Here is a 12,514-nt window from a genome sequence, read left to right on the forward strand (position 1 = left end):
AAGTGAGCCGCCAATGGTACGGCGGACTTTGACGGGAGTGTGGTGTCGTTGTGGTATTACGGTGATTAACGCCGAAGGCGTTCGTGGCGACTAAGCGTCACTGCCGATTGGCAGCACCGACAGCGCGAGACATTCTCCAGCACGCCCGACGCTCGCCCGCCGGATCCCGAAGCTGATTGACAGGGTGCCCTGAAGATGCTGAAAACGGCCCGCGTTCAGGTTTGCCGCATTCTCGTGGTTCAAAGGGCCGCTGCATCCGGCTCCGACCGGTTCGACCATTTAAACTAAATAACGCGATGAAATACACTTTGAAGGTGCATCGCAAATAAATCCTTTAGTTCTTTTTGGTACTGCCTCAGTTGGGAGAGGTGGTATTTGTTGTCTTTTGTTGAGGTTATACCCAGTTTGGAAGTTAACAACCCAAATTTGGATTGAAAAAAACCTGAAGCCTCTTCGCATTCTCGTGAATATGTGTAGATTAACATTATCCCTGTCACAGATAGCCTAGTCGAGCATGGCGGATATGAAGCACAATCTAACTTGCAGGCAGAGTCTCGCCAGCGCGTTCCAGGCTCTGTCGGACGAGGCCGTCAAAGCCGGCTGGTCGGAAGGCGATGTCGCTCTCGCGCTTGCCGAGCTCGCCGAGGAGCAGGTGATCGAGGTTACCGCCAAGGTGATCATGGAAGGCTCCGTCCATCCTCAGCTCATCGCTGCCGGCGGTGGACGCAACAGCTGACGATCTTACACCAGCAATCCCGCCGTTTTCGCTGCCGTGATGAAGGAAGCCTGTGCTGCACGCGGGCTGCGCAGTCCATCGAGCGCATCCAGGCAGTGCTGGCGCGCAACGCGATAATCGCGCCCACGCTTGCTCGGCCACCGCTTCAGATATTCGACGGCCTCCCAGACGGTGGAAACGATCAGGCTGCTGTTTGGAGAAACGACCCGAACGGGGGAGGGAAAGCGTTTTTCACTCACGTCTGCACTCACTGATTCCTGCTACCAAACGCGGCCAGAACGCGCAGGATAAAATTTTGTTCCATAATTTTGTTCCACAAGAATTTGCGTAGTTGCTAAAGTTCAGACCCTCGCGCATAATCACTTTATGGTCGGTTGCGGAGGGCGGCCGGCGATGCAAGCGTGGATGCGTTTGCCCTCGGAGGAGATGCGGCGTGATGTTACGATCATCAATTCATCCGCATGATTTGCCGTTATTTTCGGAAGATCTCGATCTGCTTTCGCAGGTCCTCGACAAGGTCTGCGACGAACGCGGCCTCGCCAGGACGACGCCGGAGGCCGAACGGATCGGTGCGGTCATCATTCAGCTCTACAGACAGGGCGTGAAGGACGGCGGCAAACTTGCCGACCTTGCAAAAACCTATTTATAAAGATCAGTTCTGCTCGATCGAGACACCGTTCTTACCGATGCTCATCTCGATGCCTTGCGGCTTGCTTTCCTCGTGGAAGATATAGGCGCCGAGGCCGATGACGGCGACGACAAGAACGCCGATGATAACGTAGAGACCATTGCTGCGGTTCAAGAGACTGCCCCCGATATGTTATGGGCCCCGATATGTTCTGGGACAGCGAAACGCCCGGGCGAGCGATTGGTTCCGTCAGTCGTCGTTGGCGGCGTTGAGGTTTTCCGGCCGGATGCCGTCATCGCTGGAGGTGCGTGCCCGTAACCGGATGCCGGGGCCGCCTTCATCCTGATTGCCGCTGGACAGGAAGATGATGCCGTTCGCCTCGAGCGTGCTGCGTACGTCGAACAGCGCGTGCGGCTCGCCGGCGAATTCGCCATTTTCCAGCGCCATCAGGGTCTCGACCGGCAGGCCGCTGGCGGCGGCGAGCTCTTCGATGCTCATTCCAATCATGGCGCGCGCGCCGCGGATCTGCGTTGCTGTTATCATGATGGAAAATCTAGCGCATTTCCAGCGCTTCTCAAGTGGCGACGCTGCACGTTCGCCCTATGGTATGCGCTCTTCAAACTTCCCTCAATTTGACACCAAATAGATCGTCATGCATGCGCTCGACCGCGATCCCCATTCCTCCCATCAGGGCGGCCCGGTTCCCAAAGCGACTGATCTCGATGCGCGGCGGGTAAGGCGTACAACGCGGCAGGAAACCGCGGATGGCGTTTACGAGTTCCGGTCTTGCGCCGATGCTGCCGCCGGTGATCACCAGTTCAGGATCGAGAGCCGCTCCGATTGCAGCGATAGCGACTGCGACCAGCCTTGCCGTCTCTTCGATGGCAGCCGCAGCACTTGTTTCTCCTGCATTAAACGCGGCGAAGAGATCGGCCACGGTGGATGCGTTGCGGCCGCCGAAACCGACGTAGCGGCGCAACATCGCGACGCTGCCGACCGCACTCTCAAAGGTTCCAAGCGTAAATCCGCCAGGATCAAAAGCATCTCCGCCGATCGGAAGATAGGCGATTTCGCCGGCCGCCCCACGCGCGCCGCGCAACAGAGTTCCGTTGGCGATGATGCCCATGCCGACGCCCGTGCCGAGAGCAACGAAAGCAAAATTGCTGGTTTCGACACCGTGTCCCCGCCATCTCTCCCCTTGGGCGGCCAGGTTGACGTCATTTTCAACGATCACCGGTATCCCCATTCTGTCGCTGAAGACTTGCCGCAGATTTATTGCGTCGATGCCGGGGATGCTTGGCGCTACGTTGATATGTCCGGTGGCCGGATCGAGCACACCGGGACTGCCCAGAACGACCAGACGGAGTTTGTCGGCAGTCGTCCCGGCCGCAAGCGCGAGTTCCACGATAAGATCACTGAACTGATTGACGAGATGCATTCCGCCGCGCGGATCGGTGGATACTTTGGTTTCAGCAACCACGTTCCCTAACAGATCGCAGATAGCCGCAGCAATCTTGGTGCTCCCGAGATCGATGGAGACGGCCAGTCCCGCCTTGGCATTGATTTCATAGGTGATCGCATTCCGGCCCGGGCGACCATCGGTCTGCCCGACTGGTTTCAGCCATCCGTCATCCTCAAGGTCGCGCACGACATCGGAAATCGTCTGCTTTGACAAGCCGGTTAGCTTGGCAATATCGGCGCGAGAGATTGATCCATTCGCGAACACGGTTCGAATGACGGCATTGGTTGAAATTTTTCGTGCGATCGGAGTCTGTGCGACAGAAGATGTCATTGCCATCCGGCGAGCTCAGTCAATTAGTTCGGAGCGCATACTTAATAGGGCGATATTGGGTTCACAACTATCGCGACTAACTGGAATTCAATACACTGAAGCACGCAATTTGTCTATGTCCTTGACAAATGGGAGGCCAGCTGTAGGCTTTGGATCAACGCGCGATAAAAATGCGCGATGAAATAAAGAGGGTCGAGTAGAAGTATGCGCCATACGTATCGTCTGGTTAGCCGTGCGCTCGCCAAGATCGCCCAAAGAGGAACCGGCCTAGGCTTCCCTGGCTATTTCCTTTTTTGCGCCCCGCCGATCCCTTGAACCTGGCTGCCGAGGATTTGCTCATGATGAAGCCCTCGATTGATGGACAGCTTTCCGCCGAGCAATCTGTTTTACTGCCGACAATAGCACTACGCCTTCAGGCGGACGTTCATCCGGATGGGCACGCTGATCTCGCCTCGTGGGGAGCAGGCAGCTCTGGGCGTGTGAGATTTTCTCCAATCAAGGGTTCTTATACCGATGAGGCAAGGCCTTTCCCTGCCTCGGAGAAGCCAGGAAATGCTTCAACCCAATCCCGCATGGATCCGCATTGCGAAGGCGACGGAGCCATCCTGCTCGAATTCGGAAAAGCCAAGGTGACGGTAGAAACCCTTGGCGCGTTCGTTGTTTGGGTCAACCCCGAGATGCACGCCGCCGACCCCGTGATTTCGAAGCGCCTGAAGCTCCGTGCCGATCATCCTGCGTCCCCAACCGCTTGCCTGAAGTCCGGGAAGGATGTTGATGTGGAGATGCGCCGGGTACTGGTCTTGAAGCCACCCCGTTCCGCTGCGCGGATTTTGAATTCGTTCCATCACGTCGGCGTCGCGCGGGCGGCTGGGTGCCAGTCCTGTAATCTGCTGGCGGACGAACGGCCACCAGTTCATCTGCAAGTCTCTGTCGAACCCGCCGGTGTCCGGCACCCCTACAACGTAGCCGACCGGCCGGTCGTCCTGAACGAGAACAAAGGCAAAGTCCTTGGCGAATTTGAGGTAGGGTACCGACCAGATGTAGCCGGGCAGATGCGGGTCGCTATAAAGCGCGCTGGCATCCTCACCGCCATTTGCGGTTTTCAGGCAGATGTCGAAAAGGGCGTCGATATCCGCTTCAATCGCGGGGCGGATGAAGCAGCTGGTGTCCATCACTTTGCCACCTCCAGCGTGGCGCTTTGTCTTTTTAGGTCGCGAGAGGAGCGGATGCATTGACGATTACCTCAGATTCGCCAGCCAGGCAAAGCTCTGGGGGAAGAAAACGTTCGGCCGGTGCTTGGCGCATGGCCTGAGCGGGGAGTGAGAATAAACCAGATGAGGTGGAGCAGATGACAAGAACTATGAAATCGATCAGCATACTGCCGGCATACGGATTGAAAGCAGCTGTCGCGTTTGCTGGCGCGGCGCTTTTTTGTTTTGGCCTTTCGGCAGCCGCGCGCGCCGACGACCTGGCTGTGTGGGATGACCAAACCTATGAAGGCCAGAGTGCGGTCATAGAGCAGCTCAACAAGGACTTCGAAGCTGCCCATCCCGGCGTCACGATCAAACGCACCGCCCGCACTTTTGATGACATGAAGCTGACGCTGAAGCTTGCGGTTTCGGCAGGCGATGGCCCTGTCATCACGAAAGTCAATCAGGGTGCCGGTGACATGGGGGCGATGGTCAAGGAAGGATTGCTCCTGCCGGTCGACGACTACATCAAACAATATGGCTGGGAGAAGCGCCAGTCGGATTCCGTGCTTGCTCGAGACCGCTGGGAGGATGGAAAATTTGGGGTCGGTAAGACCTACGGCATATCCGGCCTCGGCGAGATCGTTGGCCTCTTCTACAATAAAAAGATCCTCAGCGATGCAGGAGTAGCGCTGCCGCAAACCTTCGAGGAGCTTCTAGCCGATCTCGACAAGCTGAAGGAAAAGGGCGTCCCGCCCTTCATGATGGGCTCGGCAAAACAGCATCTGGCCCTGCACATGATCGGCGCCATCGAGCAGGCTCATATCGACGCGAGCAATCGTGCCGAGCTTGACGATCTGATCTACGGCCGGGGCGGCTCCTGGAACACCAAGGGGAACATCGAATCCGCCAAACTCGTGCAGCAGTGGGCACAGGGCGGTTATTTTTTCCCCGGTTACGAAGGCATCTCGGGTGACGACGCCGTTCAGCTTTTCATTTCCGGGCAGGGCGCGTTCCTGATCTCCGGGACCTGGTATTTCGGTGACATGCAACACAATCCGGATATCGGCTTCATGGCAATTCCCGCCCCGAAAGGTATTTCCAAGCCCATGAGTGTCGGGGGCGTGGATCTTGCCTGGGCGATAACGAGCCTTGCCAAAACGAAGCCGACACAGGACGTAGCCGGCGCATATATCGATTATATGGTCTCGGAAAAGGCTGCTGAAACCTGGGCCAATGCCGGCTATCTTCCGGCAACTTCGCTCGCGGCTGACGCAAAGCCAAAGCTCACGCCGCTCCTCAGCTCCGGCATCGAAATGTGGAAGACACTCAACGCAAACGACGCTCTCGGCCATTACCCCGACTGGTCGAGCCCGACGATGCTGAAGACAATAGACGACAACACGCCGCTTCTTCTGTCCGGCAATATCACGCCCGAAGCCTTTGTCGATGCTATGGACAAGGATTATCAGGCGTACCTGAAGGATAAGAAATAAAGACTGCAGGCGCTGGTCACGGCCGTCCCCTGCGGCCGTGAACTCAGTCTCGTCGATCCAAATAAATGAGCACTGCGATCGGCTTGCTGCGCGACGACCACAGCTTTAGCTTTATGGAGTAATGGATGAAACGCTCCGCACTTGATGGCTCGCAACAGACCAATTTTATCTATTTATTGCCTGGATTGCTGTTCTACGCGGCTTTTGTCTTTGGACCGATCGTCGCGGCTTTGGGTTTGAGCCTGACCAGCTGGGACGGCCTGAGCATGCCCAAGTGGGTTGGTCTCGGCAATTACGTCGATCTCTTTTCTGACAGCCGTTTTTATATTGCCTTGCGTAACAATGCCGAGCTCATGATCTTCTACTGTGTCCTGCCGCTCGTGCTCGGCATAACTCTCGCCGCTTGCGTCTGGAATCTGAAGCAGCGCGAACAACTTGCACTGCGCACCTTCTTGTTCCTGCCTTACATCATGCCGACCGCCGTGTTGGGCATCATCTGGGCATGGCTCTACAATCCTGCATTTGGCCCGTTCAATCAGTTTCTGAGAGCAGTGGGGTTGGGCGCCTTCGCACTCCCGTGGCTGGGAAATTTCAATTTTGTGCTTCCCGCGGTCGGGATCGTTGCCACCTGGTATTTCTTCGGTTTTTGCATGGTCATCTTCCTGACCGGAATTCAGCGTATCGACCCGTCTCTTTTCGACGCTGCCAAGGTCGATGGCGCTTCGGCGCGAAAAACCTTTTTCTGGATAACGCTGCCGCTTCTCTTACCTGAAATAAGGGTGGTTTTGCTCCTGACGGTGATAGCGTCAATCAAAAGCTTCGACCTGATTTTTACAATGACCAGGGGCGGACCCGCCAACGCGACGCTCGTGCCGAACATCTACATGTATCAGCTCGGCTTCGAGCTTAATCGATTCGGCGCCGCAGCGGCCATCGCCATTGTCGGCGCGGTCCTCACGTTTGTCATCAACTATGCAATTCACCGATTTGTGGGATCGCAGAACAAAGGACGGGCTTGATGAGCCGTTGGTCTAACATCTCCCCCGGTACGCTATTCCTTCGCCTTGTCCTCTGGCTTCTTGCTTTCGTAACGATCACGCCGTTCCTGCTTCTGCTTCTAACCTCGATAAAGAGCAAGGCCGACGTTCTGCAGGGTGCATTCGCGCTGCCGGCATATCCGCATTTCGAAAATTACGTCGATGCTTGGAATGCCGGACATTTCAACATTTACTTCTGGAATTCGATCATCGTTGTCATACCCGTCGTTGCTGCAAGCGTCTTTTTGGGCCTGCTGACTGGTTTTGCCTTCGCCTACCTGTCGTTTCCGTTCCGGCGCACGCTGTTCGCTATCCTGACGCTCGGCATGATGGTGCCGGCGGAAGCCTTCATCATCCCGCTTTATTACGAAATGCGGTATCTGGGATTGATCAATACCTATGCGGCTCTGATTTTGCCGCAGATCGCGATGTCGATACCGTTCTCGACGATCTTCCTCGCCAGCGCGATGCAGCAACTGCCGGAAGAAGTTCTCGAAGCGGCGGTTCTCGATGGCGCCGGACGCTTCCATATCCTGCGCAAGATCGTTATCCCGCTCATGGTGCCGGCAATGTCGACACTGGCGCTGTTCCTGTTCATATGGACCTGGAACGAGTTTCTGATTCCGTTCATCCTGGTCAACGACGACGACTATCGGACGCTGCCCCTCGGCATGCTGTTTTTCCAAGGGCGCTATACCGTCAACACGCCCGTTTTGACCGCCGGCGCGGTGATTGTCATTTTCCCGCTCATCGTGACCTATCTCATTTTCCAGCGGCGGTTTATTGCTGGCTTGACGGCAGGAGCGACGAAATAGACAGCCGATGCGGTCGGCGGCAAGACCTCACGCCGCGCGCCTCAGTCTTCGCTCGCGCTTGTGGCGCACTTCCAGCGCCGCGCAGCCCCAGACCGTGCCGAGCAGCAGATAGACATGGCGCCAGTGGTCGATGTCGATGACGTTTCCGATTGTCGCATGGCCGAGAACCGAGATCCAGGCGATCATCAGGAAGGGCTGCCACGGCCGGTCGAGCAGCAGGTTTCGGAAACCGAGAGCCAGCGTCCAGAGAAGCATGCCGACATAGCTGACAAAGCCGAGCCAGCCATAGGAGGTGAGCGATTTCAGCCAGATATTGTGCTCGTCCTCGGGAAACATCGTGCCGAACACCAGCGGGCCGATGCCGAGCGGGCGCTCCATCATCATCGTGAAGCCGATCCGGTGGCGCTCGAAGCGGCCGAGATGTTCACCGTCATATTGCTGCACAAGCTGGGCGCGCGCCGAAAACAGTTCGGCGACCTTTGGGATCTGCAGCGCCACCAGCAGCGACGCGACCAACATGATGATCGCCGCCAGCGACAGGACCAGGACGCGCAAGCGAAAGGCGCCGCTGCGCTCCTTCAGCAGCATGATGAAGATCAGCAGCACCACGCCGAGCGCGAAGAGCCCCCAGGCGGCGCGGGAAAAGGAGAGGAAAATGCCGAGCGCAAGCACGAGCAGGGCGGCGGCCTTCAGCGGCGATTTCTTCAGGTCGCCGACCAGGATACCGTGGACCAGATAGAGCGATGGCGGCACCAGGAAGGGGCCGAAAACATTCGGATCCTGGAAGGCGCCTTTGGCGCGGTCGTAGAGCGTGAAGATTTCCGCGCCCGGGAAGGCGTGGAAATAGCCGAGTATGCCGAGCGCGGAGGTGGCGACGGCGGCGAAGGTCCAGGCGTTGAAGATCAGCGGCAGCCGCTTGTGGCTGTCCTCGATGATTGCCGCGTAGAAGACCGCCGTCAGCGCCAGGAAGGTCGACACCGCGATATACATCGGCGCCGTTGCCAGGTCCTTCATCTGCGTCAGCGACAGCATGCCGCCGATATTGAAGGTCAGCAGCAGGGCGAGCAGCGGCGCCACGCTGCGCGAAATCCTGAGGCCCAGGATGAACCAGAGGCCGATCAGCCCCGCCATCCAGAGTTCATATGGCGCCGGCTCGTCGATCACGAAACCGGAAAGAAAGACGCCGAAGGCGACGAAGGCCGAGCCGATCAGGCGCAGCGTCATCCGCTGCGGTTGGGCGACACGCGGATATGTCGCCTCGATCGCGGTCAATAGGCGTTTTCCGTGTTGAGCAGCCGGATCGGCGTCAGGAACAGGATCTTGAGATCGAACCAGAGCGACCAGTTCTCGATGTAATAGAGGTCGTAGGCCGTGCGGAACTTGATCTTCTCGTCATTGTCTACTTCGCCACGCCAGCCGTTGATCTGCGCCCAGCCGGTGACACCGGGCTTGACGCGGTGGCGGGCGAAATAACCCTCGACGACATCGGCGAAGGCGCGATCGCGCGCCTGGGCGAGAACGGCATGCGGGCGTGGGCCGACCAGCGAGAGCTCGCCCCTCAAAACGTTGAAAAGCTGCGGCAATTCGTCGATCGAAGTCTTGCGGATGAAGCGGCCGATGCGGGTGACGCGCGGATCGCCCTTGGTCACCGCGGCCTTGCCGGTGGGGTCGGCCATGTTGGTGTACATCGAGCGGAACTTGAAGACGTTGATGATTTCGTTGTTGAAGCCGTGGCGCTTCTGCATGAAGAAGACCGGGCCTTCTGAAGTCGCCTTGATGGCGATCGCGGTTGCGATCATCAGCGGCCAGAGCAGCGCGAGCGCAACCAAAGTGAAGAAGATGTCGAAGCCGCGCTTGGCGACGGAATCCCAGTCGCGGATCGGCTTCTTGAAAATATCGAGCATCGGCACCGAGCCGACATGCGAGTAGGCGCGCGGCCGGAAACGCAGCCGGTTGGCATGCGCGGCAAGGCGGATATCGACCGGCAGAACCCAGAGCTTCTTCAAAAGGTCGTAGATACGGGCCTCGGCCGACAGCGGCAGGGCGATGATCAGCATATCGATGCGCGTCAGCCGCACGAATTCGACGAGTTCGGCGACAGTGCCGAGCTTCGGATAACCGGCGACCATGATCGGCGAGCGTTTCTCGCCGCGGTCGTCGAAGATGCCGCAGATGCGGATGTCGTTGTCGGCCTGCTGTTCTAGGATGCGGATCAGGTCCTTGGCCGGCTCGCCGCCGCCGACGATGACGGCGCGGCGTTCCATGATGCCGTTGCGCGCCCAGTTGCGGATGCCATAGGCGACGAGGAAGCGCTCTGCCGCAAGGAAGAGCGCGCCTGCGACGAACCACGGGATATAGGCATCGACCATCGCCCATGTGGTGCCGCGAATGAGCGCGAACAGGCCGACGGTCAGGAGAAGCGCGATCGTCCATGCGGCGACGATGCGCGGCATCGGCCGGAGCTTCGCCCGCAGGGCGGGAATGGTGTAGGTGTCGGCAAGCTGCAGGCCGATGACGGTGAGAGCCGAAGCGATCGCTGCCATGCCCGTCCGCATCCAGGTGGAATCGCTGCCGTCACCGGGCCAGAAATAGTGGACGATCAGGGCGATCGCGAAGAGCGCCAGGAATTCCAGCAGCCGCAATTGCCCGATGATGATCACCGGCGAATTGGTTCCGTCGCGGAACTGTTCGGCGATCTGCCGGGCATAGGGGTTGATTTCGGTCGGGTCGGAAGGCTTCTCCTGACCCGCGCCGCCGCGCGCCTCGATGTCGGAGACCTGCTTGCGCAGGGCTTCCACGTCGAATTGATCGCCTTTTTCCAGCTTGTTCATGGGGGCTTTTCGCTCGTTGTCACCAAGCGATTACCAGAAAGCCCCTAAGAAATATTTACGAGGCGACGGGCATTGCTTGGCCGGCAGCGGGATTGACGAGTTCATGGTACAATTTCAGGACATCCCGTGCCATGACGGCGGAAGAAAACACCGCCTTCACCGCCTCGGGCTGCGGCATCGTCCGGGCGTGCCAGCCGGGCGTGCTCAGCGTTTCCGCCATGACGCGGGCGAGATCCTCGGAATTGCCGGGCTCCACCAGTGCTGCGCTGTCCGCACCGAGCACCTCGGGAATGCCGCCGACACGGCTTGCAATGATCGTCTTGCCGGCGCCGAGCCCCTCGAGCACGATATAGGGCATGGCTTCGGCGCGCGAGGGAACGACGAGGTTCTGCGCCATGGAGAAGGCTTCGTGGACCCGCATGGCCGGCAGCATGCCGATGCGTTTGCCAAGGCCGCGTTCCACCATCATTTCACGGTAGCGGTCGCGATCCGGACCGTCGCCGATCATCAGTGCCGACAGCGGCCTGCCGAGCAGCCGTTCGGTCTTGGCGAAGGCATCGACAAACAGATCGGGACCCTTGAGGTCCCGGAGCATTCCGACATAGATGAAATGCACGGCATCCGAGCGGGTGGGGATCGGCTCGAAATCGCGCTCGCCGATGCCGTTGTAGATCAGTCTCGTCTTCGTCCTGGGGCGGCCGACCTTGCGCGCATAGGTGTCGCGCTCATATTCGCAGATGAAGACCAGCGCATCGGTGAAATATTCCTGCAGGCGCTCCATCCGGAGGACGAACTGTCCGCTGAGCGAGGAGCGCGAATAATGCAGGCTTCCGCCATGCGCGGTATAGAGGCGGGCTACGCGATACCTGTTCACCCGCAACGCTGAGCCGGCAAGTCGCGCGAGCACGCCGCCCTTGGCGCCGTGTCCGTGCAGCACATCCGGCCGCAAACTTTTGATTTTCTTATATGTATCCCACATCGTCGCAATATCGGACGGGCTGATCGAGCGCCGGATCGGCACGCGTGTCAGGCCGAGCGAGAGATAGGGTCTTATATCGTCGAACAGTCTGTCCTCGTATTCGCCGCCGGTCGAGCTGTCGCAGAGGATGCCGATTTCATGGCCGGCCTTGCTGTGCTCCTCGACGAGATCGCGGACATGACGGAAGATTCCGCCGACCGGCGACCTGAAGCAATGAAGAATGCGGAGAGGCTTCTGTTCAGCCATCGCTCAGAAGAGCCGTTCGCGAACGTAGATCGTATCACCTGCGATGATCGGCCCCGATATATTGATGCGGCCGGTCAGCACCTGCCCATTAATCTTGCGGGTCACATCGACCATGCGTTGGTTGGCGCGGCTGGTGAAGCCGCCGGCAACCGCGATGGCATTCTGCACCGTCATGCCGGGAACATAGGCATACTGGCCGGGCTGGCCGACTTCACCCATGATGAAGACCGAGCGGTAGCGATCGACATCGATGGTGACGTCGGGATCGCGAAGATAGCCTTGCTGCAGCTTCTGGGCGATCTGCCCCGAGAGTTGCTGCAGAGTTCGGCCGCGGGCAGGGACCTGGCCGATGAGCGGGAAGGCGACATAGCCGGCCTGATCCACCGTATAGGTGTTGGTCAGGCTCTGCTGGTCGAAGACGGTGATGCGCAGTCGATCGCCGCTGTCCAGCGTATAAGGCTGAATGGTCGCCTCGTTGAAGGCCTTCGGCGCCGGCCTGTACGTCGTGCAGCCGCCCAATGCTGCCGTCATGGCTGCAAGGCTCAGGGCCAAAAGGATCTTGGGCTGGACGACAGACATCCGCTTGTGCTCACAAAAATGAACTCGGTGCAGTCGTTATCGATCCGTTAGGGTTAATGCCCGGTAAAGGGCGCTTGCAATTTCCTGGTTCCTTCATCGATCGTCACTCATTTCTCGGCGAGATCGCCATTAACCGTTGAGTTACCATGGTCGTTTACGCTTACGGCACCTTTGTTGTGGAGTAA

14 protein-coding genes are annotated in these 12,514 nt (G+C 58.6%); 5 read left to right on the forward strand and 9 right to left on the reverse strand.

Going from position 1 to position 12,514, the window contains the following annotated elements; all coding sequences use genetic code 11:
- Window positions 1-514 precede the first annotated feature (514 nt).
- Window positions 515-736 (forward strand): hypothetical protein, encoded by a 222-nt coding sequence (locus tag G9X67_RS19460; RefSeq protein ID WP_138387575.1) that lies wholly within the window; start codon window positions 515-517, stop codon window positions 734-736.
- A gap of 5 nt (window positions 737-741) precedes the next feature.
- On the opposite strand, the gene G9X67_RS19465 is transcribed toward G9X67_RS19460, so the two are convergent.
- Entirely contained in the window at window positions 742-975 is a 234-nt protein-coding gene (locus tag G9X67_RS19465) for a DUF982 domain-containing protein (protein ID WP_017990989.1), read from the reverse strand.
- Window positions 976-1,172: 197 nt separating this feature from the next.
- Here G9X67_RS19465 and G9X67_RS19470 point away from each other — a divergent pair, with 197 nt between their 5' ends.
- Complete coding sequence (locus G9X67_RS19470; RefSeq protein WP_029872887.1) at window positions 1,173-1,385, forward strand: hypothetical protein; 213 nt, start codon at window positions 1,173-1,175, stop codon at window positions 1,383-1,385.
- Between the two features lie 3 nt (window positions 1,386-1,388).
- Here G9X67_RS19470 and G9X67_RS19475 read toward each other — a convergent pair whose 3' ends face one another.
- The 4 genes from G9X67_RS19475 to G9X67_RS19490 all read right to left on the reverse strand — a co-directional run bounded on the left by G9X67_RS19475 (window position 1,389) and on the right by G9X67_RS19490 (window position 4,328).
- Window positions 1,389-1,538 carry a hypothetical protein gene (locus G9X67_RS19475; RefSeq protein ID WP_012756918.1) on the reverse strand — a complete coding sequence of 50 codons (150 nt, stop codon included), beginning with the start codon at window positions 1,536-1,538 and terminating at the stop codon, window positions 1,389-1,391.
- A gap of 75 nt (window positions 1,539-1,613) precedes the next feature.
- On the reverse strand, window positions 1,614-1,907 hold the full coding sequence (locus G9X67_RS19480; protein ID WP_138328291.1) for a helix-turn-helix domain-containing protein: 294 nt from the start codon (window positions 1,905-1,907) through the stop codon (window positions 1,614-1,616).
- Window positions 1,908-1,980: 73 nt separating this feature from the next.
- Window positions 1,981-3,162 (reverse strand): ROK family transcriptional regulator, encoded by a 1,182-nt coding sequence (locus G9X67_RS19485; protein WP_171599432.1) that lies wholly within the window; start codon window positions 3,160-3,162, stop codon window positions 1,981-1,983.
- 551 nt (window positions 3,163-3,713) lie between these two features.
- Entirely contained in the window at window positions 3,714-4,328 is a 615-nt protein-coding gene (locus tag G9X67_RS19490) for a GNAT family N-acetyltransferase (RefSeq protein WP_138328964.1), read from the reverse strand.
- A gap of 176 nt (window positions 4,329-4,504) precedes the next feature.
- Here G9X67_RS19490 and G9X67_RS19495 point away from each other — a divergent pair, with 176 nt between their 5' ends.
- The 3 genes from G9X67_RS19495 to G9X67_RS19505 all read left to right on the forward strand — a co-directional run bounded on the left by G9X67_RS19495 (window position 4,505) and on the right by G9X67_RS19505 (window position 7,694).
- Window positions 4,505-5,842, forward strand: a complete 1,338-nt coding sequence (locus tag G9X67_RS19495; RefSeq protein ID WP_138328289.1) for an extracellular solute-binding protein — start codon at window positions 4,505-4,507, stop codon at window positions 5,840-5,842.
- Between the two features lie 125 nt (window positions 5,843-5,967).
- The gene (locus G9X67_RS19500) at window positions 5,968-6,861 is read left to right on the forward strand and encodes a sugar ABC transporter permease (RefSeq protein WP_077976210.1); all 894 of its coding nucleotides are present in this window, start codon (window positions 5,968-5,970) and stop codon (window positions 6,859-6,861) included.
- On the forward strand, window positions 6,861-7,694 hold the full coding sequence (locus G9X67_RS19505; protein WP_003547275.1) for a carbohydrate ABC transporter permease: 834 nt from the start codon (window positions 6,861-6,863) through the stop codon (window positions 7,692-7,694). Before G9X67_RS19500 ends, G9X67_RS19505 begins: the two co-directional genes overlap by 1 nt.
- Window positions 7,695-7,721: 27 nt before the next feature.
- On the opposite strand, the gene G9X67_RS19510 is transcribed toward G9X67_RS19505, so the two are convergent.
- From G9X67_RS19510 to G9X67_RS19525, 4 genes are read right to left on the reverse strand one after another with little or no spacing between them, the layout of a single operon-like run.
- A complete protein-coding gene (locus G9X67_RS19510; RefSeq protein WP_171599433.1) occupies window positions 7,722-8,966 on the reverse strand; it encodes an O-antigen ligase family protein in 1,245 nt (414 codons plus the stop codon).
- Window positions 8,963-10,525: an undecaprenyl-phosphate glucose phosphotransferase gene (locus G9X67_RS19515; protein WP_138328286.1), complete on the reverse strand. Its 1,563-nt coding sequence runs from the start codon at window positions 10,523-10,525 to the stop codon at window positions 8,963-8,965. Before G9X67_RS19515 ends, G9X67_RS19510 begins: the two co-directional genes overlap by 4 nt.
- A 55-nt stretch (window positions 10,526-10,580) precedes the next feature.
- Window positions 10,581-11,750 carry a glycosyltransferase gene (locus tag G9X67_RS19520; protein ID WP_138328285.1) on the reverse strand — a complete coding sequence of 390 codons (1,170 nt, stop codon included), beginning with the start codon at window positions 11,748-11,750 and terminating at the stop codon, window positions 10,581-10,583.
- A 3-nt stretch (window positions 11,751-11,753) separates the two neighbouring features.
- The gene (locus G9X67_RS19525) at window positions 11,754-12,329 is read right to left on the reverse strand and encodes a polysaccharide biosynthesis/export family protein (protein ID WP_003547282.1); all 576 of its coding nucleotides are present in this window, start codon (window positions 12,327-12,329) and stop codon (window positions 11,754-11,756) included.
- Window positions 12,330-12,514 lie beyond the last annotated feature (185 nt).

The organism is Rhizobium sp. WYCCWR 11152, assembly GCF_013087615.1.
GTDB classification, from domain to species: domain Bacteria; phylum Pseudomonadota; class Alphaproteobacteria; order Rhizobiales; family Rhizobiaceae; genus Rhizobium; species Rhizobium indicum.

Coding starts and splice junctions, on each gene's coding strand:
- G9X67_RS19460 (WP_138387575.1), top strand. CDS start 515: ATGGCGGATATGAAGCACAATCTAACTTGCAGGCAGAGTCTCGCCAGC.
- G9X67_RS19470 (WP_029872887.1), top strand. CDS start 1,173: ATGTTACGATCATCAATTCATCCGCATGATTTGCCGTTATTTTCGGAA.
- G9X67_RS19480 (WP_138328291.1), bottom strand. CDS start 1,907: ATGATAACAGCAACGCAGATCCGCGGCGCGCGCGCCATGATTGGAATG.
- G9X67_RS19485 (WP_171599432.1), bottom strand. CDS start 3,162: ATGGCAATGACATCTTCTGTCGCACAGACTCCGATCGCACGAAAAATT.
- G9X67_RS19490 (WP_138328964.1), bottom strand. CDS start 4,328: ATGGACACCAGCTGCTTCATCCGCCCCGCGATTGAAGCGGATATCGAC.
- G9X67_RS19495 (WP_138328289.1), top strand. CDS start 4,505: ATGACAAGAACTATGAAATCGATCAGCATACTGCCGGCATACGGATTG.
- G9X67_RS19500 (WP_077976210.1), top strand. CDS start 5,968: ATGAAACGCTCCGCACTTGATGGCTCGCAACAGACCAATTTTATCTAT.
- G9X67_RS19505 (WP_003547275.1), top strand. CDS start 6,861: ATGAGCCGTTGGTCTAACATCTCCCCCGGTACGCTATTCCTTCGCCTT.
- G9X67_RS19515 (WP_138328286.1), bottom strand. CDS start 10,525: ATGAACAAGCTGGAAAAAGGCGATCAATTCGACGTGGAAGCCCTGCGC.
- G9X67_RS19520 (WP_138328285.1), bottom strand. CDS start 11,750: ATGGCTGAACAGAAGCCTCTCCGCATTCTTCATTGCTTCAGGTCGCCG.
- G9X67_RS19525 (WP_003547282.1), bottom strand. CDS start 12,329: ATGTCTGTCGTCCAGCCCAAGATCCTTTTGGCCCTGAGCCTTGCAGCC.